Here is a 26,318-nt window from a genome sequence, read left to right on the forward strand (position 1 = left end):
GCAGCCTTATCATGGTTGTTTAGCGGTAATGACGTTGGGACAGGTCTGGCGATCAACCCACTGCTTCAATGTCTGCACCAGTTTCGCCGGCCAGCAATCGACCAAGGTGAAACAAGATCAAGGGGTCGTCTTCGCACTCGACCAAAAGCGCCGCAAAGGATTGGCGCGCTTTGGGGTCACTCGCCTCTAGCAGCTCATACGCCGCCTTGTAATCTCTCACTTGATCGCTGTCGACAAGCGCCTCTGACAAGGGTTCATAGCAGGTCACCGCTTGCGTTTTGCCTTTCAGCAAGAGTCTTCCAATTGGGCGGCCAGAGAAGTTGTCGATCCCCTTGGCAACACTTTCCGAAGTGCAGATGCGCGTCCCTATCGTCTTGTTAGCCTGTTCCAGCCTTGCCGCAGTGTTCACAGCATCGCCATACGCTGTATAGTCGAAATAGCTCTTGCCGCCGAAATTGCCAATGATCGCACCGCCGCTGTTCACACCTATGCGCGTGTCTCCCAACGCGATGCCGCGATCCAGTAGTTTCTTCTGAAAACCTTGGGCAAATTCGTCGAGCGCCAAGGCGCAGGCCACCGCGTGCGCGGCATGTTCCGGGTCGTCAACTGGCGCACCGAATATTACTTGGATGGCGTCGCCTATGATTTTCATGACTGTTCCGCCGTGCGAAAAGATTGTTCGGGTCATGCCATCTAGGTATTCGTTGAGAATTTCGACGATCAGGTCGGAATCCGAGCTTTCTACCAGCTGAGTGAAATCGGCCAGATCAGTAAATAGAAAGGTTGCTACGCGGCGCTCGCCCTTGGCCTCTATTGCCTCTGGATCACGCGACAACGTCTCAACCACCGTAGGAGAGAAATACCGTGACAGCGTCAATCTCGCTTGCTCGGCATTATCACGGGCCGTGCGCAATTGGCGGAGCAACTCAAGGTGTTCCAGCGTCTTGGCAATGGTCCGGTCGAGATCATCGAACTCGATCGGTTTGGTCACGAAATCGAAAGCCCCGCGGTTCATAGCCGCGCGGATATTGTTCATGTCGCCGTAGGCCGAAACCATAACAGTTTGCAGATCAGTTTCCATCTCGCTCAACCGCTCAAGCAAAGTGAGGCCATCCATCCTGGGCATGTTTATGTCGGAAAGGACGATATCTATTTTAGGGTTCTCTTCGAGAACTTCGAGGGCGTGTTTGCCGTCATGAGCAAACAATAGATCCAGTTCCCCTTTGCGTACGCGACGCCGAAACTTTTGCGAAATCAACGCTTCAAGGTCGGGCTCGTCATCGACAACAAGAATGCGTGGCGGCGTCACGTCGCATCTCCGACAAATCGTGAGAGCCGCTCTTTCAGTTCAACAAAATCGACGGGCTTGGTCAGGAACTGTTCCGCTCCCAGTTCCCGGACTTTCGCCTCGGTCGCTGCATCACCATAGGCGGTGATCATCATAACCGGTAATTCAGGCCAGCGAGCGCGCAGTTCCTGCAAAAGCTCGATTCCTGACATGCCGGGCATGTTGATGTCCGAAAGCACCAACATTACTTCTTCTTTCGAATGACTTATTGCGTCCAAGGCGGACTCGCCAGACCCGGCAAACCCAAAACTGTAGACTCCTTTTCGTATCTCCCGACGAAAATTCTGTCGAATCAGGTCCTGTGCGTCGGGTTCGTCATCTACCATCAGAATTTGTCCTGTCATGCTAGGTCCCCCTGAGAATGGACCGGGACCGAAACGACAAAAATTGTGTGATCCCCTGGCTTACTGTCCACAGTCAAAGTTCCACCATGCTGCTTGACGATGGTATCATAGCTCAACGATAGGCCGAGCCCTGTGCCTTCACCCGCGGGTTTTGTGGTGTAAAACGGTAGAAAAATTTTCTCCCTCATTTCTTCTGGAATGCCCGTACCATTATCGCGAATAGTGACGTTGACGCGGTCACCATTGGCTCGCGTCGACAGCCAGATCGTCGGTGAAAAGTCACCTTCTTCCGCGTCTTTACGTTTGTTGGCCGCATACATGCCGTTGCTGATGAGATTAAGAAAAACACGCATCAAATCCTGCGGATAGCAATCGATTTGGTCAACGTCGGGATCAATGTCGGCTCGTATTTCGACATTGAAACTGGAGTCCTCCGCCCGAGCACCGTGATAGGCAAGGTTCAGCGCTTCTTCTGCGATCGGGTTTAGTGCAACACGTTGCAACTCGCTTGGCCCCTCACGGGAATGCAGAAGCATGTTTTTAACGATGCTGTCAGCACGTTGACCGTGTTGGTTTATCTTGCCTAAGTTGCCGCGTACTGTCTGCCATAGGTCCTTAGCTTCCTCGCGATCCTCTTCCTCCAGAGCCGCGATCGGGTCTTCTAATATCTCGTGTAATTCTTCCAACAACTCGCCAGACAATTTGGCAAAGTTGTTGACGAAATTCAGCGGGTTCTTGATCTCGTGGGCAATGCCGGCAGTAAGTTGGCCTAGGCTGGCCATCTTCTCGGACTGGATGAGCCGTTCTTGGGCTTGCCGCAGATCGTTGAGGGCTTGTTCAGCCGCATCACGCGCGTTGGAAATCTCCGCTTCACGCCGTTTTAGTTCGGTGATATCGAAATAGGTCAGCATGCGACCGCCATCCGGCAGGTCCACGCATTGGAAACTCAAAGTCATGCCATCAGCCCGACACAACTCGCCCGGTGTCATGTTTCCTGCCCGTATTGCCTCGACCCGCATGGACAGCCAGTCATCCCAGTCCTTCGGCGCGACATCATAGACTCCTGTGCCCTTGTTGTACTCTATCAGCTCCTGCATAGTTGGGCGCTGGTCGATGAATTTCTGATCGATGTTCCAAATTCGCGCAAATGCCCGATTTATTATACGCGCACGTAAATCCGGTCCCATGAACAGAATTCCATAGTCGACGTGATCGATGACCGCGTTAAATTCTGCCAGTGCCGCTTTCAGTGCTTCGTCAGCGAGTTTGCGGTCCGTAATGTCAGTGTAGGTTGCAACTAGGCCGCCACCTTGGATAGGGTTGCCGATAATCTCAATCACCGTACCATCAGGACGAATACGCTCAAATTTGTGCGGTAAGAATTTTGCGGCCAGTTCCACCCGCTCGCGCACTTGGGTATCAATGTCGCCCGGCCCATATTCCCCTCGTTCAGCATTGAACCGAAATGCCTCTTCCATTGTGAATCCGGGGCGAAAGCGTTCGCGAGGAAACTCCATGAGGTCGAGGAATTTCGAATTCAACGCAATTGTGCGCAGCTCTTTATCTACCAGCGTAATCCCCTGGCCCATGTTCTCCATTGTTAACTCGAGGATCGCTGATTGTTGTTCGATCTCCAGCTGTTTGGTCTTCAGTTCGGTAATGTCGGTATAGATCGAGACGATGCCACCATCCGAAGTGCGGTGATCCGTAATCTGCAGCCAGTACCCGGCGACTAGCTGTTCGCGTGGTTCGCCCGAGGCTTTCTTGCGTTTTTCGGCAATTCTCTCAAGATACCCTTCTACTTCTCCTTCGGAAAGTGGAAACAGGCCGCGCTTGATGCCGGCACCGATGATCTCTTCGAATTTCACGCCGGGTACGACCTTGTCGGCGAGTTCGCTCATGTAGGTGCGGTAGCGCTCATTACATACAACTAGCCGATCCTCGGCATCCCACAATGCAAAACCAGACGAAATCGCTTCAATTGCGTCTTCAAACCGCTGCCGTGCGGCCTGCGCATCTGCCTCCCTGCGTTTGAATTCGGTTATGTCGTTGTAAACCATGATGCGGCCACCATCAGGCAGGCGACGTTCGTTGAGCATGATCCACACACCGTTGCCCAACTCTAGTTCCCAGTTCGCCTTTGGCTTCTCCCAAGCGACGCGGCGGGCAGCGATCCAACCGTCAACGCCGTCTGGATGTTCGGTAAACATCCCAAGCTCATAGCCGTTGCGGATCATGTCGAAGAATTCGCGGCCCTCATAAATTAGGTTGCTCAAATCGGCGCCGCCAGCGGCGTCGCTGAAGATCTGGACGTAGCGGTCGTTGAATAACTCGACGCGATTTTCAGGTCCCACCAAAAGCAAACCATCGGCGATCGTTTCAATTGCTCCGAGTAGCCGACCTTCAATTCGGGCAATTCGTTCCCGTGCATCCCGGATTTCAGTTATGTCGCGCACGGCACCGACAAGCCGAACGACCCGGCCTTCGGCGTTTCGCACACCAACGCCTCGGTCGTGAACCCAACGGTAACCGCCATCACGCGCCCTCTGCCGGTAGTCACATTCAACGGCATCAGTCCCGCCCTTGAAATGGTTAACGATTGCCTTGACATAAGCGTCGTAATCATCCGGATGGATCTGCTCGGCCCATCGTGTCGAAGACGAATTGGCCTCGTCCAAACTGAGTAGATCGTTCAGGTCAGCAGAGACAAACAGAACATCATTGGTCACGTCCCAATCATAAATTCCATCGCTGGTAGCTTGAGTGACCAACTGGTATCTTTCCTCACTTGCGGCAAGGGCTGCATCCCGTTCAATCTTGGGTGTAATGTCCCGAATTGCGGCCACCATACGCGTCGCGTAGCCGTTAGTATCGCGAATCGAGGTGCCGTGATCCGATACCCAGCGCCACTTTCCGCTGGCTACTTTGAGTCGGTACTCACATTCCCATCGTTTCTTCTTACCGGATATATGCGCCTCCAACGCTGACAAGTAAGAGGGCAAATCGTCGGGATGAATAATGTCTTGCCATACCCACGTTCTCTCTCCCTTAGGACCGGTCTCAAGCCCTAGGAAAGTCTCAAGTCGTGGGGACGCATAAAACTGGTCGTCGGTAATGTGCCAATCGTAGATTGCCTCTTCCGCAGCGTCTGAAACAAGCGCGTAGCGCTCCTCACTTTCTCGCAATGCTCTTTCTGCTTTTCGTTCGGCGGTGCGGTCCTGATAGGTGACCATCGTTCCTCCAGAGGCCGTTCTGCGATAGCTGATCGCTAGAATCTGCCCGTCTGCCATCTCATGCTCGAGCGCGCGCTCACCAGAGGCACCAATCTCATTCATTCGATCGGCCACTAGCCGATCAGTTTTGCCCGCGCCAAAATCTCCGCGTTCGGCGTTGAAATGCAGCAAATCTTCTAGACTAACACCACGGCGGCAGAGCTCTTGTGGGTAGCGTCGCATCTCGCGAAATGCGGGGTTGCAGTAAACCAGTCGGAGTGCGTCATCGAATATGCCGACACCCACATCCAGAAGCGCTATACCTTCTTCGTACCTGTCTGCTTGGCTTTTCTGGTCAGCGCCATTCATATCGCGTTCCCCCCCTGGAGAAGAATGACTGAGTCAAAGAGTTGAGTCAAAAAATCAACCGTAGAAGCTTGGTTTTAGAGAACACGAGCTATTGTAGAAAGTTCTTGCAATTCAAAGGGTGACGTAGCTTGCCGCTCCAGAGCTTACCAAGCCGACCAACCCGTTCCACCAGCCTTTAGGTCACGTGCGTTAGTTAAGACATCCCCGTAAGGTCCGCTTTGTCCGCATAGCGGTCGTTCAAAAGGAGCGCAGCGAACGGCGTATCTGAGCCCTAACCTGCTCGTGCTGCCACTTACATATATGTCTGCTTCCGCTAAACTTACTGGAACGGTGCATTGTCAGCTTTATGCCTGCTGCGAATTGTCGTCACAGTATCGACAGCAAAAACACTCACCAAAAAACAGCGGATTGACGACAGATCAAGGGAACTCCGCACGCATGTAAACGATGATCTTCCAAATGTCTTCTTGGCTCAGCGCTTCCTTGAAGGCTGGCATGTCTGTTCCGAAGCGTTCGCCGCCCTCGGAGATTGCCCAAAGAAGGTACTCGTCCCCCGACATCGGCATCTGAACGAACCACCGTAGGAGAGCGGGAGAGGGCACGAGCGAACGTCCGGCTTCACCATCGCCCAAGCCCTTAGCTCCATGACAGCTTGCGCAGTTTTCCGTGTATAGCGTCTTGCCCTCTGAAACGTTCTCGGGCGTTGCACGAATGGTGCTCCGCGCCCCGCGGTAAGCTGCGGGCACGTCCTCGTTCATATACGTCCAATGTCGTTGCATGCGCTGCTGCTGGCCAGGCCCCATATTGCCGTGCCCCCAACCACGCATGTGCTCAGACCTCATGTGGTTAGATCCCATTGGCCCGTGACCCCACCAATCTCCTCGTTGTTGTTGTGCGCAACCCACTGTAGCAATGGTGATAGACAGAACGCTCAAGGCAAGAGTGCGTAATCCAAGCTTCGTCATCTTCTCCTCCTTACTGTTTCCGCTCGATGAACGTCGCCTCAGGCCGCTTCGTAACTGTTGAACACCTCGGTGCTACCGTCCTTGAGGATCAAAAACACGTCGTAGGCCTCACGACGATCTTCCGGCCCCATCCCAGGGGAACCGTAGGGCATGCCAGGAACAGCAAGTCCAACAGCATTGGGTTGCTCCTCCAGCAGACGACGAATGTCGGCAACCGGCACATGCCCCTCGATCATATAGCCATCGATCTCGCCTGTGTGGCAGGACATCATTTCTTCGGGAATGCCGTTGTCCAATTTGTGGCGGACAAGCTGTGTTCCAAAGCTGCGCTCCTCGGTAACGCGAAAGCCTTCTTGCCGTAGGATGTCGATCCAAACCTGGCAACAGCCGCAGTTCGGATCCTTGAGAACATGGATGGAAGGCGTGTCTTGCGCAAACGCGGCAAATGGTACTGTGCTGGCAAAGCCAGCGGCGTAAGTCAGTACTTGGCGGCGTTTCAGGTCCATAGTGAGAGTCCTTTGTATTTCCAACTCAATTGAGTCAAATTCGCATCATTCGAGATCAAAGGTCATGACCCACGTCAAACATGCTGATGTTCGCCAACTTCCCGGCGCTCGGCGAGCGCTTGGCGCACGATCTGGAAAGCAGAGGAAAGAAACAGCGTTGCCATGACCGCCGCAACAATCAGGTCAGGCCAACCGCTAGCTGTGCCCCAGACGCCCAATGCCGCGAACATAACGGCCACATTGCCAATGGCGTCATTACGCGAACATAGCCAGACAGAGCGCACATTTGCATCGCCGTCCTTGTAACGAACGAGCAAGAGAACACTTGCGAGATTGGTCATAAGGGCGAAAAAGCCAACGATGCCCATGATCTCGGCCTCCGGCACTCCGACATAGAACACCCGGTACAAGGTCGATCCGAACACCCAAAGACCCATCAGCAGCAAGCTCACCCCTTTGGCCAGAGCCGCATTGGTGCGCGCACGGATTGAAGCCCCGATCACTGCGAGCGAGATACCATAGGTCAAAGCATCCCCAAGGAAGTCTAGAGCGTCGGCCTGAAGCGCCTGAGACTTTGCGTAGTGACCGGCCGTCATCTCGACGACGAACATCGCCGCGTTCAGAGCAATGACAATCCACAGCCGCCTTTTGTAGTCGTCTGATACGCCGTCGAATTTGGCGTTGTGTCCGCAACATGCTGACATTGGGAAGCCCTTTTGTATCTGTCGTGACCATAGTGTAGTGTCTCTAGTTACTAGAGGTTCAAGAGGTATTTTCATGTTTTCTATCGGGGAGCTTTCCAAGCGCACGAAGGTCAAAGTTACGACTATCCGCTACTATGAGGAAATGGGCCTGCTTACCGCACCAGAACGCACCGAAGGCAACCAACGGCGCTATGATATGGCAGGGCTGGAGCGTCTCAGTTTCATCAAGCATGCACGTGATCTTGGTTTCTCGATTGAAGCGATCTCCGAATTGATTGTGCTCCAAGGCCACCCGGATCGTTCATGCCAAGCTGCGACGGACATCGCCGTCTCACAACTTTCCGAAGTAAGAGCAAAGATCAAACGACTACGGGCTCTTGAAAAAGAGCTGGTTCGGATTTCGAAGGGCTGTGATGACGAGGGTGTGTCAGAGAACTGCTATGTACTCGCGTCTCTTGCCGATCATAAACTCTGTCACCACGATCACTAATCTATGAGCGGACATTGCTCTAGTCGCAGCGAAAGACTGTTTTGTCCGCAACGCGGTCATTCAGGCAGAGCGCAGTGAATGACTACTCTGAGCCCACTTTGACCGATGCTGCGCGTTGCCCCAATTACAGAAACGCGCAGAAAGCGGACTTTGCTTCAGATAGCAGCGAGTGTCGGCCATGAGCCTTAAGGGCTGCTCAGAGGCGCTTACTCTACGACGCTAAGCTGCGCCACAGAACCGGTATTCAGGTTAGCCAGACGTCCAAGTTTTTCGGTGCGCTTAAAATAGTGTTTCAGGATCAGGTTTGGGTCTACATCGCTCATCTGAGAAATCGTCAGAAGGTCCGTCGCCTGCGACTCCACCGCGTGTGTGATCGCGCCTCGCCGGATCGCATACAAGGTCGCCTCCTCCGGAAGTCCGACTTTCTTCACCGCCCACTTCATGGGGTATCGCTGGAAGTCCTGCTCAAGCCTGTTTCCCTCTGTGTTCGTGATCAATGGAGCCCAGCGAGACCGTCCTGCAACCAACCCCTGAAAGAACTCAACCGCGTCTGCAAACAACGGGATGACGAGCGGCGTGTCTTTCTTTGCTGCGTTCTTTCCGTACCTGAGTGTCAACTCCGCTCTGTCGGCATCAAAGTCCCGAACGTCGGCCATCCTTAAGGATTGAACGCGCTGTAGCGTCAGGAACATCGCTTGCGCAAATCGCGCGAAACCGATGTTGGTGGACGTCCCGATGACCGCCTCGATCTCCGGCACCGACAATGCAATTCCATCTAACTCGTCTGCATCAGCTTTTCGGTGCGCCAATTCCCCTTTTGGAATCTTCTGAGCCTTTTCCCATGCGCGAGGCCCAACGTACTCTGCCGCCCCGGCTGTAAGGACCGCTTTGACGTGGCCCATTTCTCTGTTGAACCCCTCCCCACCTCTCTCGGTCGATCCCGTTTCCTTGTTCGCGCGCTCTTTTGGTCGCCCAGCCCACTCGTTGACCATGTCGACGGTGATCTCGCTCAGCGGAGTGTCATCGCCGAGGAACTGGCAGAGTTTGTCTGCGCGCCCAGCCCACCCGAGGATAGACTTCTCGGACACGCGCTTTCCCTTGTTTCGTTTCATTTTTGTCAGCCAAGCATCGGCACAGGAACGAACAGTCGGTTCGCCCCGCCGTTTTTTCTTAGCGACCATTTCTGTGCGCTTTTGTTTTGCCCAGCCCAATACCTTGAGCAGCGCCTCTTCGTAGCCGATACCGTCGCGCTCAGGCGCGCATGGAGCAAAAGTCTCGTAGACAAATCGCTTCCCGTTCCCGAGGTTCTCCACGCGGCCTTTCCAAGTCATCCCTTTTTTGCCGACGTACACTCCGAGCGCCACGTTCTCGGCGACGGTCTCGTAGTAAGGCGCAGAGCGGACTTCTAACCGCGACCGGCCAGTTTGGCTTTTGATGTTCATGTCGGTCGCTCCTTGTTCAGAATTTGGTTAATGCGCGCTGGCGACACATCTAAGTGTTCAGCCAATTCTCGTTGCGTGGGCTGCTTTCCCGTTTGCTCTTTGATCCACTCGCTCAACTTGGCAACGTCGGAGTAAACAAGACCGACCGTCTTTCTTGGTGCTTCAAGTAGGGTGATGAGGCGCGATTGATTTCCTGCCAGCGTCTGTGCTGCGTCGCTCAGCTCCACCAGATGTTTCAGGAGTTTTTCTGGCGGCAAATTCCTTGCCAACTCAGGATTCTCTTTCAGCAACTGGACCTGGCCGATCAAGTTGTGAAATGGCGGGATTGCGCGGTCCACTGCCTTCCGCGCTTCTGCCTTCGTTTCAGTTTGCGAGTTTTTTTTCGCGTTCATCGGTTACCTCGTCCTTAACCGTTTCGGATTGATCCGGGTCTATACGAAATGATTAAGAGGTAAACACCATTTGTTCAATATATGTGTTTAGTTGTTTGTAAATTTAATTCTTGTGATTTAACTTTTGCCGAGTAACCCTTGATTGCAATTGAAACGAAACTATGGGGGGGGTTAGCGATGCCAGCTATCATCGCGGGAGCGAAGCCAAGCGGTAAAGCGGTGCCATACGTTGAGGAAATGAATCGACGGGGGATCAAGAAAAACAAGGCAAACGAGATCGCGCGATGTGAAAAAGGCCCGCAGACATTCTTTTTGGGCAACCGGCGAATGGTCGACATTGGTTTTCTCGACGCGTGGTTCATGGCGCAGGCCACCGGGCAAATTCACGTCACGGCTCAAGACCTCAAAGAAGTGCGCGACGCCGCTGTGCCGAATGAGAAAATTCGGGAAGGAAAGCGGCGGGGAAAAGCTGCACGCGAGGCGGAGACCGCAGCCTAACTTATCAGAAGATCGACCAAGCACGGCAACGTCTCAGGGCGAACAACAGGACGCTGCCAGCCAGAAAGAACGCGCCGCTGCAGGGGCGACGCGTTTAAACAAAAAACCCGGAGAATCCGGCGGTCTGTGCATTGCTGAACACAGATTAACGCAGGTTTTCCACAAATGAAAGCCCGGCGTAATGGCGCAGTTAAAACCAGAAATCGACCTGATTCAGTATTGGCAACCGATTTGCGCAACGTTCAAAATGAACTCCACTGCGAAGTTGATTTTGAAAACGCTGCTTTTTCGCGCACAGCTAAAACCTGACCGCTGGCACCTAACCCAAACCGACGCTCTGGCCGTTGAATGGGGGTTGGGGAAAAACAGCGTGACTCGTGGTCTGCAACGCCTGCATGCGCTGGGCCTAATCCACCGCAAAGGCCAGCGTTTCAGAGTTGACGCATTGCACCTAATGGCGGTGGCACGCCAAGGTAAATCCAAAAATCACCAAAACCGGGAATGTGACACCTTAAGCAGCGGTAATAACGAGGAAACAGTTGAAAATCACCGAAACCGGGATTTTGACCCAAATTGGCAATATTGGAATTCCCCAAAACCGGGATCAAAATTCCCCAAAACCGGGAATAAGAATCACCAAAAGCGGGATTCCCAACTAAACAAAGAACAAATTAACAATTTAGGGGGACGTCAGAAAACTGAAAACCAAAACGGCAGCAGCAGTAACGACGTCGTCTTAGAAAGCGCCGATGAGCGAGGCGGCAAGACTTGGACCTCGGTAGCATTCAGTCTGATGCGCGGATTGAAACCGGTATACCCCGGAACATCGATCCCGGTTCCAAGTCTGGGGCCGTATCCAGAGCCTCTACAAATCGCGCTCAATGACGAGGGCTGGTCGAACCCGAGAACGGACGCTGCCGAATGAGTGGCCGTGTTTTACGAATAGATGAAATGACAGACGACGCGATCCGGGGCCAGGTCGGACGCATGAGGGCGCCGTCGCGGCACGGATGACTGCGGAAAGGAAATAAGTATTCGCCCCACAGCACGGTCTTTCAAAACGCATCCGGAAAAGCGAAATGGTCCGGTGGGAATGACCGGCGCGCAGCCTGGCGGGGGGGGGGACGGTTAAAATATTTGCGCGGGCGCTCGACCGACGGGGGTAGTCTCGTCTTATTGCTAACGAGATTTTTAGGGGTAAATTTTTGGGGCGGCGATGGGTCAGCATTGATTTTTTACTTTGCCCGGTTAGCCTCTTGCGGGACCAAAAGGGGCGAGCATGGCAAAGAAGCGGGCACCGCGCAGCGATTCAATTCAGGGCCAGAGACAGGCTGTTCTCAACGCAATGGAGGAAGTGCATCCGCCTGAAGGCGTCAAACTAAGGCACGAAACTGACTGGATTATCTGGCGACAACTCGCGCGCGCGCGCGTCCCGGATGATTGGACCGATTACGCTCTCATCTGCCTTGCGCGAATAGTTCGATTTGAGACGGACATTCGCGAACTGGACGACCAGATCGATACTACCGGCTTGATGCTGCGATCCAAGAAAGGGTTCCCGATTAAGAACCCATTGCTTGAAATTCGCGAAGGTCTGTTGCGCCAGCAAATGGCGATTGCGCGATCCATCGGAATTACTGCTCTGGGCGACGACTTGCGAACAATCAATTCCAAGGGTCGCGCCACCCAAACCGCCAATGCCCGCGCCGCCAAATATGGGCGGCACGCGCTATTAGCGCGCCCACAGTGAAAAGGTTAAGCCGCGTCTGCCTCTATCGGCTGAATCGCGGTTAGGTCGATTTCATCTGCTGCGCGGGCCAATTCAAAGCTAGTTTGCATGTTGAGCCAAAGTTCCGGTGTGGTCTTAATCACCTTTGCCAGTCGCGATGCCGTGTCCGGCGAAACCCCGGTCGAGCCTGCAACCAACCGCTCAATGCGAGTACGCGGCACGTTCAACATACGTGCTAGCTTTATGGGCGAAAGACCATCCCTTGCCGACTGAGCCGGAACTGAAAAGCCCCGTGGGGCATTCATAGTAAACCGAGTTTTAGTTAGGTTCGACTAGGGCTGCTTTGGGCCGAATAGGAAGATTTAGCATCTGAATCTTCGCGATTGTTCACAAATCCTGACTGTAAAAACCCGAAAATTTACCGTCTGTTGCAGCTAAGCATTTGAAAAGTTTGGCGCACCTGAGAGGATTCGAACCTCTGGCCTCTGCCTTCGGAGGGCAGCGCTCTATCCAGCTGAGCTACAGGTGCGTTGGTCGTTAGCTAACCTTGATCCGATCCGGGTGCAACTGCAAATCGCCCCCATAGCGCCGGCATTTACGCAAACAAATCATGCGCCAGTTCAAGCGCGTCGACCAGCGTATCGACCTCATCCGTCGTGTTGTAAAGACCAAAGCTCGCGCGGCAAGTTGCGGTAACACCAAAGAAATCCATCAGTGGCCCCGCGCAATGATGACCGGCGCGGACCGCGACGCCCTTCTTGTCCAGAATGGTGGACACATCATGCGCATGTCCGGCCCCATCAAGCGTGAAGCTAAAGATCGCGGCCTTGTCCGGACGCATGCCTTGAACCTGAAGCCAATTGAGACCAGCAAGTTTCTCAAACGCATAATCGCGCAGCCCCGCCTCATGCGCGGCAATGTTCTCCATACCTAGATCCATCATGTAATCCAGCGCGACACCTAGCCCGATGGTCTGAACTATGCCGGGGGTACCGGCCTCGAACTTCATGGGAGGGTCGTTATAGATCACCTGATCTTTGCTGACTTCTTTGATCATGTCGCCACCGCCGATAAAGGGGCGCATCTCGGCCATGCGCTCGGATTTGATGTAGATCGCACCCGAACCGGACGGACCATACAGCTTATGCCCCGTGATCGCATAGAAGTCGCAGCCGATTTCCTGCACGTTCACCGGCATGTGTACGGCGCCCTGACTTCCGTCCACCAGCACTGGAACGCCCTTGGCGTGTGCGCCTTCGGTAATTGCCTTTACGTCGACAACTGTGCCAAGAACATTCGAACACTGTGTTACGGCAACCAGCTTGGTCTTGGGGCCGATCGCGTCAATAACCGCTTGCGGGTCCAGCCCGCCGTCCGGATCAATGTCGACCCATTTCAGGACAACGCCCTGCCGCTCGCGCAGGAAGTGCCAGGGAACGATGTTAGCATGGTGCTCCATGACGCTCAGGACGATTTCATCACCGGCCTCGAGACGCGGCATCGCCCAGCCATAGGCTACAAGGTTAATTCCCTCAGTCGTGCCAGAATTCAAAACGACTTCGTTTTCATCTTGGGCGCCAAGGAACCGCGCGATGGTGCCACGAACGGATTCGTATTTCTCGGTCGCGAGGTTCGACAGATAATGCAAACCGCGATGAACATTTGAATATTCTTCGGCATACGCCCGCGTCACCGCATCAATCACGACCTGAGGTTTCTGCGCCGAAGCGCCATTGTCCAGATAGGTTAGCGGCTTTCCATTCACCTCTCGGGACAGGATCGGGAAGTCAGAGCGGATTTTCTGCACATCATACATGGTATTTTCTTTCCTACACCGGACCACTGGGTGTCAGCACAAGGACAAATGGCAATGCAACCAAAGCCGACAACACAATGACCCCAAAGGATTTGAGGAGTGAGCCGAACTTATGCGCTTCGTTCAGGAAATGCAGTGTGACGTAAAGGCTTAGTATCGCCGTCGCCAGCATCAACATGACCATAAAGAAGGGCACGACCAGTGACACCAGCAGAGTCACAGTAAGCGCGACAATTTGAAGAAACTGCAACCAAACGGACAGAATCATGATCTCTTCAAATGAGGCGGTACCACCCATGAACTTTCCAATGAACAGGAAGGCCGCGATACTCAGCAGCATGGCACCCGCCGATCGCACAAGGTTCAAAAGCACCGGTTCAGGTTCCAACACGCCCTGTCCCTGCGGAACTACGATAAGTTGGTCGATTCCAACCTGAACGAGTCCATTCAGAACAACCGCCAGGAAAAAGGCCAACCATAAAACCTCGCGCCCCGGACGCAGTGACAGCAAGCGGCGGGCGGCTTCGGCTGGATTGGTTACGGTGAGAACCGCAAGATGGCTGAGAGAGGCACTATTCATTCTGAGAACCCCTGCGCTTGCCGCAAACCGGACATCCAAAACCACAGAAATACCGCGACCCAGATCAGGCCGACCGCTGAAAGCGTTGGCCCCGGCCCAACAAATCCCGCAACCAGCCCATTTAGCAGAACCAGCGGCGTCGATGACAATAGAGCCCAGAACAGCGCGACCCGCGCGCCATAGGCCGAACCTTTGCCGCCAATCAAACGCGCTGCGCCGTACGATATGAACGCCAGCAAATAAAAGAAGAGAGGCAGGATAATCACCGTACCCAAAAGCGCACCGCCCATGAGCATGTTCAACTCAAGCCCTTCAAGATGCGCGCGTCGGGACAGGCTGGGTAGTTGCGCAATGAAGGCCACGACACAAAACGCCATGACAAAGACCAAAGCGCGATCTTCACGTTGCCCCAATTCGAGAAGCCGGCGCACGACACGGCCCGGCCCTCGATATGTGGCCACAATGTCGGACGTAACCGGCATCAGCTATGTCGCGACAACCAGCCTTCCAGCCGGCTCACGATCGCTTCAGCCAAGGCTTCATCCTCGATCTCGTCCACGGCCTCGGCCAGAAACGCCAACGTCAGCATGTTGGTCGCGTCTTTGGTCGGAACTCCGCGCGAGCGCAGATAGAAAAGAGCCGTTTCGTCGATCGCGCCCGAAGTCGAGCCATGCGAGCATGCAACGTCGTCGGCATAGATCTCAAGCTCGGGTTTGGCGAGAAACTGGCTGTCATCGTCCAACAGCAACGATTGGCTGATCTGATACCCGTCAGTTTTCTGCGCGCCCTCTTTCACAAGGATCTTGCCCTGGAAAACGCCGGTAGCGCCGTTGCGCAAAACCTTCTTGAACACCTGACGGCTTTCGCAGTTCACCGCGTCATGGGTGACAAACACCGTATCATCGTGGTGAAAATCACCGTCGCCAACACAAGCACCCGCCACATGCGCCACGGCGTCATCGCCGGTCAGTTCGATGACTTGCTCGTTGCGGGTCAGCACTCCGTTCACGGTCAGTGTAAAGGACTTGTAGACCGACTCCTTACCCAAACGGGTGAACATATGGGTGGCGGCCCGACGCTCATGGTCCCGGCCTTGTGCGCGTACATGGTGCAGAACGCCTTCATCGGCGATGTCGATTTCCATGCATTTGTTGAAACGCGACGCGGCTGGCCCATTCTCAAGAATGGTTACTTCTGCTCCGGATTCCACGCGAATGATATGATGCAACATCGCATCCGAGGTTTCCGACGCGTGCCGATAAATAAAGCTGATCGGCTTCGAGGGCTTCCCAGTCACATGAATCGCTATACCGTCTGCGGCAAATGCCGTATTCAACGCAGCAAGCGGACGCTGCACCGGAGTCTGCCCACGTGCTTCCAGAACGCCATACAGTGCTTTTGCCCAGTGGATGTCTTTGCAGCAGATGTCTTCGATCCGATCAATCGTGATGCCTTCCAGCTCAAGATCATCCGACTCTTCGGGACTGAAAACACCGTCCACGAACACGATTTTCAAGCGGTCAAACTCGCTGAACAGCATCGCCTCATCAGGGTGGAACAAGGCAGCAGTGGGCGCCTCGGCCGAGACCAGCGTATCGGGGCGTGTATATTTCCAATACTCATCACGCCGCCCCGGCAGACCCATTTCAAGAACCCGCGCCAGCGCATCTTCGCGCGCGGCGCGCGTGCAACCAGCGTCGGGCATAACCAGATTGGCCAGGCGCGCCTCGGTTGCGGTTTGTTTCACTTCGGGCAGCGCCATCAGTTCACCTCGGCCAGAATGTCAGCGTAACCGTTGTTTTCAACCTCAAGCGCCAGATCAGGACCGCCGGTCTTGACGATCTTACCATCTGCCATGATGTGCACGACATCCGGTTTGATATGATCCAACAGACGCTGATAGTGCGTGATTACCAGGAACCCACGACCTTCGTCGCGCAGCGCGTTCACGCCTTCTGCGACCAGTTTCATCGCGTCGACATCAAGACCCGAATCCGTTTCATCCAGGATGCACATCTTGGGCTCAAGCATCGCCATTTGCAGGATCTCGTTACGCTTTTTCTCACCGCCCGAGAAGCCGACATTGACGGGGCGTTTCAGCATGTCCGCGTCGATCTTCAAGGATTTCGCCTTGGCGCGAACCTCTTTCAGGAAATCAGCGGCCGACAGTTCGTCTTCGCCGCGTGCTTTGCGTTGTGCATTCACAGCGGTGCGCAGGAAGGTCATGTTGCCAACGCCCGGAATTTCGACCGGGTATTGGAAGGCCAAGAAAACACCGGCGGCGGCGCGTTCCTCGGGCTCCATCTCCAGCAGGTCCTCACCATCCAACGTGGCTGACCCATTGGTGACTTCGTATCCGTCCCTACCCGACAGCACATAGCTGAGTGTCGATTTACCTGAGCCATTCGGCCCCATGATCGCATGCACTTTTCCCGCCTCGACGGTAAGGTCGACACCTTTGAGGATTTGCTTTTCCTCTTCCTCGAGTTTCACGTGCAGGTTTTTGATTTCCAGCATTTTTTGACCCTTTAGCATATCGCAAGGGACCACCCGGCCCCGATAAATTCAGATTTCAAGAGAGAGTTCAGGGTTACCCGACAGAACCTTCAAGGCTGATCGCAACCAATTGCTGCGCTTCCATGGCAAACTCCATCGGCAGCGCCTGCAGGACGTCCTTGCAGAACCCATTGACAACCAGCGCCACGGCCTCTTCCTCGTCCATGCCGCGTTGACGGCAATAGAAAAGCTGATCGTCATCCACCTTGGATGTCGTTGCCTCATGCTCAACCCGGCTCGAGTTGTTCTTAACCTCGATATACGGCACCGTATGCGCCCCGCATTTGTCGCCAATCAGCAGGCTGTCACACTGGGTATAGTTCCGGCTGTTCTTGGCCTTGGGATGCATCGAGACCAGCCCACGGTAGGTGTTTTGCGCCTTACCCGCACTGATGCCTTTGGACACGATCCGCGACTTGGTGTTCTTGCCAAGGTGAACCATCTTGGTGCCGGTATCGGCCTGCTGGTAGTTGTTCGTGATCGCGATCGAATAGAACTCACCCTGGCTTTCCTCACCACGCAGGATGCAGGACGGGTATTTCCACGTCACAGCCGAACCGGTTTCAACCTGCGTCCACATCACCTTGGAGCGATCCCCCCGGCAATCGGCGCGTTTGGTCACGAAGTTATAGATACCGCCCTTGCCGTTCTCATCCCCGGGAAACCAGTTCTGAACGGTCGAGTATTTCACCTCGGCGTCTTCCTCGATGATGATCTCAACCACAGCGGCGTGCAGTTGCGCGGTATCGCGCTGCGGCGCGGTGCAGCCTTCCAAATAGGACACATACGATCCCTTATCGGCGATGATCAGCGTCCGCTCAAACTGACCGGTGTTTTCCGCGTTAATGCGGAAATAGGTGCTCAGCTCCATCGGGCAGCGCACACCCGGCGGGATGTAGACGAACGAGCCATCCGAGAACACGGCCGAATTCAGCGTGGCGTAGAAGTTGTCCGAGACCGGAACCACTGACCCAAGGTATTTCTTGACCAGTTCGGGGTGCTCGCGGATCGCCTCGGAAATCGAACAAAAGATCACACCGGCTTTCTTCAATTCGGCCTGAAATGTTGTTCCGACGGACACCGAATCAAACACCGCGTCCACGGCAACCTTGCGACCTTCGGCGGGCGCATCCTCGGCCCCCTCGACGCCAGCCAGAATCATCTGTTCTTTCAGCGGAATACCCAGCTTTTCATAAGTGGCCAACAGCTTGGGATCGACCTCGTCCAGCGACTTGGGCTTTTCTTCCATCGACTTGGGCCGGGCATAGTAATACTGGTCCTGAAAGTCGATCTTGGGATAGTTGACCATCGCCCAGTTCGGCTCTTCGATCTGTGTCCAGCGCTCGAACGCGGCCAGACGCCACTCGGTCATCCACTCGGGCTCTTCGTTCTTTTCCGAGATCAGACGGACGATATCGGGGTTCACGCCCTTGGGCGCATACTCCATCTCGATATCAGTGTCCCAACCGTATTTATAGGTTCCGACCTCGCGTACCGCGTCCACGGTTTCCTGATCGACACCCTCTTTTACCTGGGTATGGTCCAAAGCGGCCATAAGTCACCCTCCGTCAGATCACGCGGCCCGCGCGCGATGTTTCTTTTCTTTTGCCAGCCACGTTTCCGCGAAACGCAGCACATCTTCTTCCGTTGTCTGATGTCCAAGCGACACGCGCACTGCGCTGGATGCCACCTCCTCATCAAAACCCATTGCGGTCAAAACCGCGCTTGCCCGGACCTTGCCGCTGGAGCAGGCCGAGCCAGCACTGACCGCAAACCCTGATAAATCCATCTGCATGACCTGCGTCTCGCCTTTCCAGCCGGGAGTGGCAAAACACAGCGTGTTCGGCAGGCGATCCTGACCATTCCCGATAAAAATAGTAGTTTTAGAACCAGCCTCAAGAGCCATTTCTAGAATATTTCTAAATTCTTCAACCTGCGCCCAAACCCCATTGGCCAGATCGCGCGCGGCCGCCTCAGCCGCCGCTCCGAAACCCGCGATTCCAATGACATTTTCGGTGCCGGACCGACGCCCCATTTCCTGTCCGCCGCCCTTTATTCGGGCGGCCAGATCAGTTCCACGCTTCATTACGACTGCGCCAACCCCTTTTGGCCCACCCAGTTTGTGCGCCGAGATCAACGCCATTTGTACGTCCAGCCAGTTGAACGCCACGGGCAATTTTCCAAACGCCTGCGTCGCATCCGTTACTGCCAGACCCGCAGGCAAAGACTGGATGATCCCCGTCTCGGAATTAGCAAGCTGCAAGGTGGCGTTTTGCGGCTCTGGTACATTGACCAGTCCGTTTTCGGAAACTGTAAGGTCTTCCTGTATCCAGGCCCTGACCGCATCATGCTCAATCCCGGCTCCATGCAAGCCGCGGCCCTCCAACGCCAGCGCCGCACCTTCGGTCGACCCAGAGGTAAAAACGATATCGGCACCATCCGCCCCAAACGCCGCAGCAACCTGGGCGCGCGCGCGCTCAATCAGCGCCTTGGCCGCACGCCCTTCCGCATGGACCGACGACGGATTGCCACACAAATCCATTGCCGCCAGCATAGCATCCCGTGCCTCGGGCCGCAAAGGAGCTGTCGCGTTATGATCCAGATAAACGCGATTCATGGATGCACCTTTAACGGCTCATCATGTCGTATGATTGCCCTGAATGCGCAATTTATCATTTCAGTCGTCCACGACCGAAAATAGATTTGGAACTGCCGGGCAAGGCGCCAGATCATTTTTGATGACGTCAGAAAGACGGGTCTGATGCAAAAAGACATAGACATGTGCGCTCAGACCTTCCCACAACCTGTTGGTCAAGGATTGCGCGCGACTGCCAGAGGATCCGCCTGACGCTCCTGCGCCCTTTTGCAGCGCATCCACAGTCTCATCAACCGCAGCCAAAACTTCGACAACACGGATTTCCGAAGCGGGTCGCGCCAGCCGATAGCCACCACCCGGCCCTCTGACTGACGACACCAGATTGGCGCGACGCAGTTTGACGAACAATTGTTCGAGATAAGCTAAGGAAATGTCCTGTCTTTCCGAGATTTCGCCCAACGTCACCAGCCCGTCGGGCGGTTGAAGTGCGATATCAGCCAAAGCGACCATCGCATAACGACCTTTGGTCGACAGCTTCATTTTCTTTCCCTCTTGGCTGACATCGCGCGAAAACATTGACGCCGCCGCTGCCAGTGCGTATCTCCGACTGACAGCGCCAAAGCGCGCAGCATTACAATTAGAACCGTTCTAAGGTGCCTGACGATAACAGTCAAGTATGGACAGGCACCCAGAAGAAAAAGACAGGACCGACGCACACATGCCCGAGGTGATTTTTCCCGGACCAGAAGGCCGCCTGGAAGGCCGTTACCACCCGCAAAAGGAAAAAGACGCACCGATCGCCATCGTGCTGCACCCGCATCCTCAATTCGGCGGGACCATGAACAACAAGGTGGTCTATAATCTTCACTATGCGTTCTACAACATGGGCTTCACCGTTCTGCGGTTCAATTTCCGTGGAGTGGGCCGCAGCCAGGGCGAGTATGATCAAGGCGTCGGTGAACTGAGCGATGCCGCCTCGGCGCTGGATTACCTGCAGTCGATGAACAACAACTCGAAACACTGCTGGGTGGCCGGATTCTCGTTCGGTGCGTGGATCGGTATGCAACTGCTGATGCGTCGTCCTGAAATCACCGGCTTTATTAGTGTATCGCCCCCGGCCAACATGTACGATTTTTCGTTCCTGGCCCCCTGCCCCTCGTCCGGGCTGATCATCAACGGTTCCGCAGACCGTGTTGCACCACCTGCAGACACAACATCGCTGGTCAACAAACTGCACGAGCAAAAGGGCATCACCATCACCCATAACGAGGTTGAAGGCGCTGACCACTTTTTCCAGGATCGCCACATGGACACCCTGATCACCGATGTCAGCGACTATGTGAAACGCCGGCTGACCGAGACCACGCGCTGATGTCTGACACGCTCAACTCGCTTGCGGCGAAACTGGCCGAAGACACGTTGAAAGTCATGGATGAAACCGGTGACGATCGCTTCTTTGTCGAGGTCGGCGACTTGCTGGGCGCATCCTCTCAGACATTGGAAGAGGCATTTCTGACGGAAATCCGGGTGCGACTGGCCGAACGCAAGGCGCGACAGTTCGTCATCAAGCGCCTGTCGGAACACCGCAAGCAAGTAAAAGCGATTGAAAAGCAATGACTGACAGGCTGTCCGCGCAAGTTGAGTTCCTGAATCGCGCGGACAAACTGAAATCGGTTGATCGCGCCAACGCATTGTTGGATCAGTCCCGTGCCGAAAATGCGGCCGAGCATAGCTGGCAATTAGCTCTTTGGGCCTTGGTCATGCAGCCTTTGGCTAGCGATGACGTTGATATCGACCGCGTCATACGAATGCTTCTGCTGCATGATCTGGTTGAGATCATAGTCGGCGATCATCCGATCCACCTAGAGACAGACTGGCAGGCCGTTGAGCGCGCGGAACAAGCAGCGGCAGCAGAGTTGTTCGGGCTGCTTCCTGACGATCAGTCGCAGTCGTTCCTGTCGCTATGGCAAGAATTTGAGGCGGACACATCCGCAGACGCCCGTTTCGCCAAGATCCTTGATCGGTGCCAACCCATGTTCCAGGTACTGTGCGCGCCGAAACCGCGCTCTGACCATTTGGACGTCGTCCGCGACAACCTGAACGGCGGACGTGCGGCTTATCTGGAAACAGACTTCCCCGAAGCGTTCCGGCTTGCCCGTGCAATGCTGGAAAACACGGATGGCCAAGACACACCGTTTGCAAGACGTCTTCCTTTCCTAATCGAGTCTGACCAGCTCAAATCCGTGTCACGGGCGTCGCGGCTATTGTCCGGAGAGCGGTTCGAAAACTCTGCGGAGCATTCCTGGCACATCATGCTGTTTGCGTGGGTGTTGTCCGAGTACGCCGACCCGAATGTATCAATCGACCGGGTCCTCAAAATGCTCTTATTGCACGACATCGTCGAAATTGACGCCGGTGATCATCCAATCCACGGTCAGGTAGACCACGCCGCCCAGGAAGCCGAGGAACAGGCTGCGGCGACCCGGTTGTTCGGAATGCTCCCGCCTGAGCAGAACATGAAGTTTTATGCACTTTGGCAGGAGTTCGAAGCCGCGGAGACGACAGATGCATGTTTTGCCAAAGCGATTGACCGGTTTCAAACCCCGATCGGAAATCTGGAAACCGGTGGCGGATCGTGGGTGAATTACAACGTGACCTTTGCCCAGATCGAAAGCCGCGTCGGCAAACCTATTTCGCGGGGCGCCCCAAAACTGTGGTCATGGCTGCGCCCCCAACTGGATAGGTATTTTTCAGAAACGCTGGCCGAATAACGAAAGAAGGGGCGCAAATGCCCCTTCTCCCCGCAACCGGCGGGCGCTTAGACCCGAGCACCATTTAACCATTCAACATTGTCGGCCACACTGTCGTTTACTTCCCCTCCGTCAGTCAGCCGCCCCAGCGCCACAATCAAAGCCGATACAGCAATGACAGAAATTGCAAATTTCGTCATGAAAATTACTCATAAAATACAACCTTTTAACACCTCCCGAATGCCACAAATTTGCGTGTCTAAACAGTAAGGTAAACCGGACCTTCAACGGAGTTTCTTGCTCTTTCCCCCTCGAAAAACCTGATCATCCAAAAAGGTCTTGCAGTGATCGGAAAAACCGTGCTCAACAACGCTTGGTTCAATCATATCGAGACCTACCGTGCCCAAAGCCTATTTGATCCTTCTTCTGGCAGTAATTGCTGAAACCGTTGGGACAACGTCATTGCAAGCCAGCCAGCAATTCAGCCGATTCTGGCCATCAGTACTTGTTGTTGTGGGCTATGGCATCGCGTTCTATCTGCTGGGTCTGACGTTGAAGTACATGCCAGTCGGAATCGTTTACGCGATTTGGTCCGGTCTTGGCATCTTTCTGATTGCGATCATCGGGTTTATTGTCTTCGGCCAAAAGCTGGACTGGCCAGCCGTACTCGGACTGACAATGATATTGACCGGAATCCTTGTCATTCATCTGTTTTCAAAAACCGCTGGCCACTGATCGCCGGTTAGGGCTGGTCTATTTGGTCAAACCACGTTATGCGCGCGGCAACTTCCCGTTCAAAGGCTGACCTCTCATGGACCTGCGCAATATCGCAATCATCGCTCACGTGGACCACGGCAAGACGACCCTGGTGGATGAGCTGCTCAAACAATCCGGCGCGTTCCGGGAAAATCAGGCCGTGGCGGAACGCGCCATGGACAGCAACGATCTGGAGCGCGAGCGCGGGATCACCATCCTGGCCAAGGCAACTTCGGTCGAATGGAAAGGCACGCGCATCAACATCGTCGACACCCCCGGCCACGCCGATTTCGGCGGCGAGGTTGAGCGAATCCTGTCGATGGTCGACGGTGTGGTTCTGCTGGTCGATGCCGCCGAAGGCCCGATGCCGCAGACCAAGTTCGTGACCTCCAAGGCGCTGGCGCTGGGCTTGCGTCCAATCGTGGTGCTGAACAAGGTAGACAAACCCGACGCTGAACCCGACCGGGCGCTGGACGAATGCTTTGACCTGTTCGCCAATCTCGGCGCTGATGATGACCAGTTGGACTTCCCGGCGATGTACGCCTCGGGCCGATCCGGCTGGGCGGATATGGAGCTGGACGGTCCGCGTAAGGACCTGACCGCCCTGTTCGACCTGATCGTCGATCACGTCCCTGCCCCCAAACAGGCCGACAAAAAAGACGAACCGTTCCGTATGCTGGCAACGACGCTTGGCAGCGACCCGTTCATCGGCCGAATCCTGACCGGCCGCGTCGAGAGCGGCACACTGAAAGCGGGCGACAGCCTAAAGGCGCTCAGCCGCGATGGCACGCTGATCGAGAACTTCCGCGCATCGAAAATCCTGGCCTTCCGTGGTCTGGCGCAACAACCGATCGACGTAGCCGAGGCCGGTGACATCGTCACCATCGCTGGCATGAGCAAAGCGACCGTTGCGGATTCTCTGGTATCCCCGCAGGTTGAAGAGGCCCTGCCCGCCCAACCCATCGACCCGCCGACCATCACAGTGACCTTTGGCATCAACGACTCGCCTCTGGCCGGTCGTGACGGAAAAAAGGTTCAGTCCCGCGTGATCCGCGACCGTCTGATGAAAGAGGCCGAATCGAACGTCGCCATCCGCATCACCGATACCCCCGGCGGCGAAGCGTTCGAGGTCGCAGGCCGTGGCGAATTGCAAATGGGCGTTCTGATCGAAAACATGCGTCGCGAAGGGTTCGAACTCAGCATCTCGCGCCCACAGGTTCTGTTCCGCGAAGAAGACGGTCAGCGCATGGAACCCATCGAAGAAGTCACCATCGACGTCGACGACGAATTCTCGGGCGCTGTGATCGAGAAAGTCACCGGCGCGCGCAAAGGCGAGTTGGTGGAAATGCGCCCTGCAGGCGCCGGTAAGACCCGCATTATCGCGCATGTGCCGTCGCGGGGTCTGATCGGCTATCACGGCGAGTTTCTGACCGACACGCGCGGCACCGGCGTGCTGAACCGCGTGTTTCACGGCTGGGCGGCCCATAAAGGCCAAATACCCGGTCGTCGTGCAGGTGTTCTGATCTCGATGGAGAACGGACAGGCTGTCGCCTACGCCCTGTGGAACCTAGAAGAGCGTGGACGCATGTTCGTGGCGCCGCAGACCGATGTCTATCAGGGTATGGTGATCGGCGAACATTCCCGCGACAACGATCTGGAAGTGAACCCACTCAAGGGTAAAAAACTGACAAACGTGCGCGCTAGCGGATCTGATGACGCGGTACGACTGACGCCGCATGTTCAGTTCTCACTGGAAGAGGCGATTGCCTATATCGACGACGACGAACTTGTTGAGGTTACGCCCAACGCCATCCGGCTTCGCAAGCGCTATCTTGATCCGCATGAACGCAAGCGGATGGCCAAGTCTGCATAGGGTTTTCAGTGAATAACTTCACAACCAAAAAACAATGACATGAGTGTTGTATTTTTGATCCCCATTTGGGGACAATCGCACCCTAAAAGCCCACCCACCCGGTGGGCTTTTTCCTTGTTTAGAAACGACTTTCTACCTATGGGCGATTAAAATTAACTTTTCTTTTACCCTCACTTCTTGAAATTATGGCGAAGGATGGATGTATTTGTGGTCAAACTGTGACATCATTGTGTCCAGTAGTGACGTGTTAAAGAGTTCGAAGGAGTGACGCTATGCGCGTGAAATCCCGTTTGTTATCTGTGGTCTTTGTGTCCGCAACTTTCCCCTTTCTTTCGGTCGGGGCCGCTCAGGCCAACGAAATGTGCACGGTCAAAACCGCGCGGCAATCAGTGTCCACCGAAACACTTTGTAGTTGCCAGACGGTAGACGCCCGAATGCTGCGTTACATTCAACGCAGGCCAGACTTTGACGACATTCTCGCGCGCACTTTAGAGGCCTGCCCCGCGTTCGCGGCTGTTCTGACTGATATTCCGACAGCGGCCATTGGCAATTCACAACGCTCCGGCGACGGGCCTGCAAATAACGATCCTAGTTTTCAAAGTGCTTCTGACGATTCGGGCGGCGGCGGTACTGGTGGTGGATCTGGTGGCGGTAATGACGGTGGTTCCGGCGGCGGTTCTGGCGGCGGATCTAGTCCGTCACCGACTAGCGGCGCACCAGGTGGCGGTAATAACGACGACAGCGGCGATAACGGAAACGGAAACGGCGACGATAACGGAAACGGTGACGATAACGGCGACGGAAACGGCGGCGATAACGGAAACGGCGACGACAACGGCGACGGAAACGGCGGCGATAACGGAAACGGTGACGATAACGGCGACGGAAACGGCGGCGATAACGGAAACGGTGACGATAACGGCGACGGAAACGGCGGCGACAATGGCGACGGCGACGACAACGGTGACGGAAACGGCGGCGACAACGGCGACGGCGACGACAACGGTGACGGAAACGGCGGCGACAATGGCGACGGCGACGACAACGGAAATGGAAACGGCGGCACAAACCGCTCTGGCCATGACGACGGTACTAATCCCGGCGGCCAAACCAACAACCCGAATGGCTCCGATAACCCAGGTGGCGGTAACGGTGGAAGCAATAATGGCGGCAACACCAACGGGCGCGGCAACGGCGGAAACAACAACGTCGATATTTTCGGCGGAAACGGCCAGGGCGGAAGCAACGGAAACGGTGGCGGAGGCAACTCGCGCGGACCGGGCCGTGGTGGTATTTTCGACTGATACAATTTCGGTCGGGCCGGAGATACCTGCCTATAACTCAATCCAAAAGGGCGGCCCTACGGCCGCCCTTTTATTTTTCTCTCTACTC

General features: G+C 55.1%; 28 protein-coding genes and 1 tRNA gene. 10 read left to right on the forward strand and 19 right to left on the reverse strand.

The genetic code is table 11. The features are described from left to right. Positions 1 to 52: 52 nt before the first annotated feature. The 6 genes from GOX75_RS04955 to GOX75_RS04980 form a co-directional block, all read right to left on the reverse strand. Complete coding sequence (locus tag GOX75_RS04955) at positions 53 to 1,309, reverse strand: response regulator (protein WP_170527097.1); 1,257 nt, start codon at positions 1,307 to 1,309, stop codon at positions 53 to 55. Continuing rightward, positions 1,306 to 1,692 (reverse strand): response regulator, encoded by a 387-nt coding sequence (locus GOX75_RS04960; RefSeq protein ID WP_170385089.1) that lies wholly within the window; start codon positions 1,690 to 1,692, stop codon positions 1,306 to 1,308. The genes GOX75_RS04955 and GOX75_RS04960 overlap by 4 nt, the downstream gene beginning before the upstream one ends. Continuing rightward, positions 1,689 to 5,273, reverse strand: a complete 3,585-nt coding sequence (locus tag GOX75_RS04965; RefSeq protein WP_170527095.1) for a PAS-domain containing protein — start codon at positions 5,271 to 5,273, stop codon at positions 1,689 to 1,691. The genes GOX75_RS04960 and GOX75_RS04965 overlap by 4 nt, the downstream gene beginning before the upstream one ends. Positions 5,274 to 5,692: 419 nt before the next feature. Continuing rightward, positions 5,693 to 6,238, reverse strand: coding sequence for a cytochrome c (locus GOX75_RS04970; protein WP_171121462.1), 546 nt, complete (start codon positions 6,236 to 6,238; stop codon positions 5,693 to 5,695). A 38-nt stretch (positions 6,239 to 6,276) separates the two neighbouring features. Further along, positions 6,277 to 6,744, reverse strand: coding sequence for a DUF411 domain-containing protein (locus tag GOX75_RS04975; RefSeq protein ID WP_170527091.1), 468 nt, complete (start codon positions 6,742 to 6,744; stop codon positions 6,277 to 6,279). 74 nt (positions 6,745 to 6,818) lie between these two features. Beyond that, positions 6,819 to 7,448 carry a cation transporter gene (locus GOX75_RS04980; RefSeq protein ID WP_170527089.1) on the reverse strand — a complete coding sequence of 210 codons (630 nt, stop codon included), beginning with the start codon at positions 7,446 to 7,448 and terminating at the stop codon, positions 6,819 to 6,821. Between the two features lie 73 nt (positions 7,449 to 7,521). On the opposite strand from GOX75_RS04980, the gene GOX75_RS04985 reads away from it, so the two are divergent. Then, entirely contained in the window at positions 7,522 to 7,938 is a 417-nt protein-coding gene (locus tag GOX75_RS04985; protein ID WP_170527087.1) for a helix-turn-helix domain-containing protein, read from the forward strand. Between the two features lie 206 nt (positions 7,939 to 8,144). On the opposite strand, the gene GOX75_RS04990 is transcribed toward GOX75_RS04985, so the two are convergent. Together GOX75_RS04990 and GOX75_RS04995 are read right to left on the reverse strand one after the other, a co-directional pair. Continuing rightward, complete coding sequence (locus GOX75_RS04990) at positions 8,145 to 9,380, reverse strand: hypothetical protein (protein ID WP_170527085.1); 1,236 nt, start codon at positions 9,378 to 9,380, stop codon at positions 8,145 to 8,147. Further along, on the reverse strand, positions 9,377 to 9,772 hold the full coding sequence (locus tag GOX75_RS04995) for a sigma-70 domain-containing protein (RefSeq protein WP_170527084.1): 396 nt from the start codon (positions 9,770 to 9,772) through the stop codon (positions 9,377 to 9,379). The genes GOX75_RS04990 and GOX75_RS04995 overlap by 4 nt, the downstream gene beginning before the upstream one ends. Before the next feature lie 177 nt (positions 9,773 to 9,949). Here GOX75_RS04995 and GOX75_RS05000 point away from each other — a divergent pair, with 177 nt between their 5' ends. The 3 genes from GOX75_RS05000 to GOX75_RS05010 all read left to right on the forward strand — a co-directional run bounded on the left by GOX75_RS05000 (position 9,950) and on the right by GOX75_RS05010 (position 12,020). Further along, positions 9,950 to 10,270, forward strand: a complete 321-nt coding sequence (locus GOX75_RS05000) for a hypothetical protein (protein WP_170527082.1) — start codon at positions 9,950 to 9,952, stop codon at positions 10,268 to 10,270. Between the two features lie 181 nt (positions 10,271 to 10,451). Then, a complete protein-coding gene (locus GOX75_RS05005; protein WP_170527080.1) occupies positions 10,452 to 11,195 on the forward strand; it encodes a hypothetical protein in 744 nt (247 codons plus the stop codon). 354 nt (positions 11,196 to 11,549) lie between these two features. Further along, the gene (locus GOX75_RS05010; protein WP_170527078.1) at positions 11,550 to 12,020 is read left to right on the forward strand and encodes a hypothetical protein; all 471 of its coding nucleotides are present in this window, start codon (positions 11,550 to 11,552) and stop codon (positions 12,018 to 12,020) included. Between the two features lie 5 nt (positions 12,021 to 12,025). On the opposite strand, the gene GOX75_RS05015 is transcribed toward GOX75_RS05010, so the two are convergent. From GOX75_RS05015 to GOX75_RS05060, 10 genes are all read right to left on the reverse strand, one after another. After that, complete coding sequence (locus GOX75_RS05015) at positions 12,026 to 12,304, reverse strand: HigA family addiction module antitoxin (RefSeq protein WP_170527076.1); 279 nt, start codon at positions 12,302 to 12,304, stop codon at positions 12,026 to 12,028. 147 nt (positions 12,305 to 12,451) lie between these two features. Beyond that, positions 12,452 to 12,528, reverse strand: a tRNA-Arg gene (locus GOX75_RS05020). A gap of 66 nt (positions 12,529 to 12,594) precedes the next feature. Then, positions 12,595 to 13,815 carry a cysteine desulfurase gene (locus GOX75_RS05025; protein WP_171121463.1) on the reverse strand — a complete coding sequence of 407 codons (1,221 nt, stop codon included), beginning with the start codon at positions 13,813 to 13,815 and terminating at the stop codon, positions 12,595 to 12,597. 13 nt (positions 13,816 to 13,828) lie between these two features. Continuing rightward, on the reverse strand, positions 13,829 to 14,395 hold the full coding sequence (locus tag GOX75_RS05030; protein WP_171121464.1) for a Yip1 family protein: 567 nt from the start codon (positions 14,393 to 14,395) through the stop codon (positions 13,829 to 13,831). Beyond that, the gene (locus GOX75_RS05035) at positions 14,392 to 14,877 is read right to left on the reverse strand and encodes a YIP1 family protein (RefSeq protein WP_171121465.1); all 486 of its coding nucleotides are present in this window, start codon (positions 14,875 to 14,877) and stop codon (positions 14,392 to 14,394) included. Before GOX75_RS05035 ends, GOX75_RS05030 begins: the two co-directional genes overlap by 4 nt. Beyond that, on the reverse strand, positions 14,877 to 16,157 hold the full coding sequence (locus GOX75_RS05040) for a SufD family Fe-S cluster assembly protein (RefSeq protein ID WP_171121466.1): 1,281 nt from the start codon (positions 16,155 to 16,157) through the stop codon (positions 14,877 to 14,879). The genes GOX75_RS05035 and GOX75_RS05040 overlap by 1 nt, the downstream gene beginning before the upstream one ends. Beyond that, on the reverse strand, positions 16,157 to 16,912 hold the full coding sequence (sufC, locus tag GOX75_RS05045) for a Fe-S cluster assembly ATPase SufC (protein ID WP_171121467.1): 756 nt from the start codon (positions 16,910 to 16,912) through the stop codon (positions 16,157 to 16,159). The genes GOX75_RS05040 and sufC overlap by 1 nt, the downstream gene beginning before the upstream one ends. A 73-nt stretch (positions 16,913 to 16,985) precedes the next feature. Further along, positions 16,986 to 18,506 carry a Fe-S cluster assembly protein SufB gene (sufB, locus tag GOX75_RS05050; RefSeq protein WP_171121468.1) on the reverse strand — a complete coding sequence of 507 codons (1,521 nt, stop codon included), beginning with the start codon at positions 18,504 to 18,506 and terminating at the stop codon, positions 16,986 to 16,988. Between the two features lie 18 nt (positions 18,507 to 18,524). Beyond that, positions 18,525 to 19,568 (reverse strand): cysteine desulfurase family protein, encoded by a 1,044-nt coding sequence (locus GOX75_RS05055; RefSeq protein ID WP_171121469.1) that lies wholly within the window; start codon positions 19,566 to 19,568, stop codon positions 18,525 to 18,527. Between the two features lie 60 nt (positions 19,569 to 19,628). Then, complete coding sequence (locus GOX75_RS05060) at positions 19,629 to 20,087, reverse strand: Rrf2 family transcriptional regulator (protein WP_171121470.1); 459 nt, start codon at positions 20,085 to 20,087, stop codon at positions 19,629 to 19,631. A 178-nt stretch (positions 20,088 to 20,265) separates the two neighbouring features. Here GOX75_RS05060 and GOX75_RS05065 point away from each other — a divergent pair, with 178 nt between their 5' ends. Genes GOX75_RS05065 through GOX75_RS05075 form a run of 3 tightly spaced genes read left to right on the forward strand, consistent with a single transcriptional unit; the run spans position 20,266 to position 22,318 of the window. Continuing rightward, a complete protein-coding gene (locus tag GOX75_RS05065) occupies positions 20,266 to 20,919 on the forward strand; it encodes an alpha/beta hydrolase (protein ID WP_170450609.1) in 654 nt (217 codons plus the stop codon). Continuing rightward, positions 20,919 to 21,164: a hypothetical protein gene (locus GOX75_RS05070; RefSeq protein ID WP_171121471.1), complete on the forward strand. Its 246-nt coding sequence runs from the start codon at positions 20,919 to 20,921 to the stop codon at positions 21,162 to 21,164. Before GOX75_RS05065 ends, GOX75_RS05070 begins: the two co-directional genes overlap by 1 nt. Next, positions 21,161 to 22,318: an HD domain-containing protein gene (locus GOX75_RS05075; protein ID WP_171121472.1), complete on the forward strand. Its 1,158-nt coding sequence runs from the start codon at positions 21,161 to 21,163 to the stop codon at positions 22,316 to 22,318. The genes GOX75_RS05070 and GOX75_RS05075 overlap by 4 nt, the downstream gene beginning before the upstream one ends. Before the next feature lie 47 nt (positions 22,319 to 22,365). Here the strand turns inward: GOX75_RS05075 and GOX75_RS20495 are convergent, their stop codons facing one another. Continuing rightward, positions 22,366 to 22,497: a hypothetical protein gene (locus GOX75_RS20495; protein WP_256367684.1), complete on the reverse strand. Its 132-nt coding sequence runs from the start codon at positions 22,495 to 22,497 to the stop codon at positions 22,366 to 22,368. 199 nt (positions 22,498 to 22,696) lie between these two features. On the opposite strand from GOX75_RS20495, the gene GOX75_RS05080 reads away from it, so the two are divergent. The 3 genes from GOX75_RS05080 (at position 22,697) to GOX75_RS20550 (ending at position 26,230) form a co-directional block, all read left to right on the forward strand. After that, complete coding sequence (locus GOX75_RS05080; RefSeq protein ID WP_171121473.1) at positions 22,697 to 23,032, forward strand: SMR family transporter; 336 nt, start codon at positions 22,697 to 22,699, stop codon at positions 23,030 to 23,032. 76 nt (positions 23,033 to 23,108) lie between these two features. Then, complete coding sequence (gene typA / locus GOX75_RS05085) at positions 23,109 to 24,926, forward strand: translational GTPase TypA (RefSeq protein ID WP_171121474.1); 1,818 nt, start codon at positions 23,109 to 23,111, stop codon at positions 24,924 to 24,926. Between the two features lie 272 nt (positions 24,927 to 25,198). Beyond that, positions 25,199 to 26,230, forward strand: a complete 1,032-nt coding sequence (locus tag GOX75_RS20550; protein ID WP_171121475.1) for a hypothetical protein — start codon at positions 25,199 to 25,201, stop codon at positions 26,228 to 26,230. Positions 26,231 to 26,318 lie beyond the last annotated feature (88 nt).

The sequence above is a fragment of the Ruegeria sp. HKCCD7251 genome, assembly GCF_013031165.1.
Classification (GTDB): Bacteria; Pseudomonadota; Alphaproteobacteria; order Rhodobacterales; family Rhodobacteraceae; genus Ruegeria.

Excerpts from the sequence above, each read along its gene's own strand:
- GOX75_RS04960 (WP_170385089.1), bottom strand. The coding sequence starts at position 1,692 with ATGACAGGACAAATTCTGATGGTAGATGACGAACCCGACGCACAGGAC.
- GOX75_RS04965 (WP_170527095.1), bottom strand. The coding sequence starts at position 5,273 with ATGAATGGCGCTGACCAGAAAAGCCAAGCAGACAGGTACGAAGAAGGT.
- GOX75_RS04970 (WP_171121462.1), bottom strand. The coding sequence starts at position 6,238 with ATGACGAAGCTTGGATTACGCACTCTTGCCTTGAGCGTTCTGTCTATC.
- GOX75_RS04975 (WP_170527091.1), bottom strand. The coding sequence starts at position 6,744 with ATGGACCTGAAACGCCGCCAAGTACTGACTTACGCCGCTGGCTTTGCC.
- GOX75_RS04980 (WP_170527089.1), bottom strand. The coding sequence starts at position 7,448 with ATGTCAGCATGTTGCGGACACAACGCCAAATTCGACGGCGTATCAGAC.
- GOX75_RS04985 (WP_170527087.1), top strand. The coding sequence starts at position 7,522 with ATGTTTTCTATCGGGGAGCTTTCCAAGCGCACGAAGGTCAAAGTTACG.
- GOX75_RS04990 (WP_170527085.1), bottom strand. The coding sequence starts at position 9,380 with ATGAACATCAAAAGCCAAACTGGCCGGTCGCGGTTAGAAGTCCGCTCT.
- GOX75_RS04995 (WP_170527084.1), bottom strand. The coding sequence starts at position 9,772 with ATGAACGCGAAAAAAAACTCGCAAACTGAAACGAAGGCAGAAGCGCGG.
- GOX75_RS05000 (WP_170527082.1), top strand. The coding sequence starts at position 9,950 with ATGCCAGCTATCATCGCGGGAGCGAAGCCAAGCGGTAAAGCGGTGCCA.
- GOX75_RS05005 (WP_170527080.1), top strand. The coding sequence starts at position 10,452 with ATGGCGCAGTTAAAACCAGAAATCGACCTGATTCAGTATTGGCAACCG.
- GOX75_RS05010 (WP_170527078.1), top strand. The coding sequence starts at position 11,550 with ATGGCAAAGAAGCGGGCACCGCGCAGCGATTCAATTCAGGGCCAGAGA.
- GOX75_RS05015 (WP_170527076.1), bottom strand. The coding sequence starts at position 12,304 with ATGAATGCCCCACGGGGCTTTTCAGTTCCGGCTCAGTCGGCAAGGGAT.
- GOX75_RS05025 (WP_171121463.1), bottom strand. The coding sequence starts at position 13,815 with ATGTATGATGTGCAGAAAATCCGCTCTGACTTCCCGATCCTGTCCCGA.
- GOX75_RS05030 (WP_171121464.1), bottom strand. The coding sequence starts at position 14,395 with ATGAATAGTGCCTCTCTCAGCCATCTTGCGGTTCTCACCGTAACCAAT.
- GOX75_RS05035 (WP_171121465.1), bottom strand. The coding sequence starts at position 14,877 with ATGCCGGTTACGTCCGACATTGTGGCCACATATCGAGGGCCGGGCCGT.
- GOX75_RS05040 (WP_171121466.1), bottom strand. The coding sequence starts at position 16,157 with ATGGCGCTGCCCGAAGTGAAACAAACCGCAACCGAGGCGCGCCTGGCC.
- sufC (WP_171121467.1), bottom strand. The coding sequence starts at position 16,912 with ATGCTGGAAATCAAAAACCTGCACGTGAAACTCGAGGAAGAGGAAAAG.
- sufB (WP_171121468.1), bottom strand. The coding sequence starts at position 18,506 with ATGGCCGCTTTGGACCATACCCAGGTAAAAGAGGGTGTCGATCAGGAA.
- GOX75_RS05055 (WP_171121469.1), bottom strand. The coding sequence starts at position 19,568 with ATGAATCGCGTTTATCTGGATCATAACGCGACAGCTCCTTTGCGGCCC.
- GOX75_RS05060 (WP_171121470.1), bottom strand. The coding sequence starts at position 20,087 with ATGAAGCTGTCGACCAAAGGTCGTTATGCGATGGTCGCTTTGGCTGAT.
- GOX75_RS05065 (WP_170450609.1), top strand. The coding sequence starts at position 20,266 with ATGCCCGAGGTGATTTTTCCCGGACCAGAAGGCCGCCTGGAAGGCCGT.
- GOX75_RS05070 (WP_171121471.1), top strand. The coding sequence starts at position 20,919 with ATGTCTGACACGCTCAACTCGCTTGCGGCGAAACTGGCCGAAGACACG.
- GOX75_RS05075 (WP_171121472.1), top strand. The coding sequence starts at position 21,161 with ATGACTGACAGGCTGTCCGCGCAAGTTGAGTTCCTGAATCGCGCGGAC.
- GOX75_RS20495 (WP_256367684.1), bottom strand. The coding sequence starts at position 22,497 with ATGACGAAATTTGCAATTTCTGTCATTGCTGTATCGGCTTTGATTGTG.
- typA (WP_171121474.1), top strand. The coding sequence starts at position 23,109 with ATGGACCTGCGCAATATCGCAATCATCGCTCACGTGGACCACGGCAAG.
- GOX75_RS20550 (WP_171121475.1), top strand. The coding sequence starts at position 25,199 with ATGCGCGTGAAATCCCGTTTGTTATCTGTGGTCTTTGTGTCCGCAACT.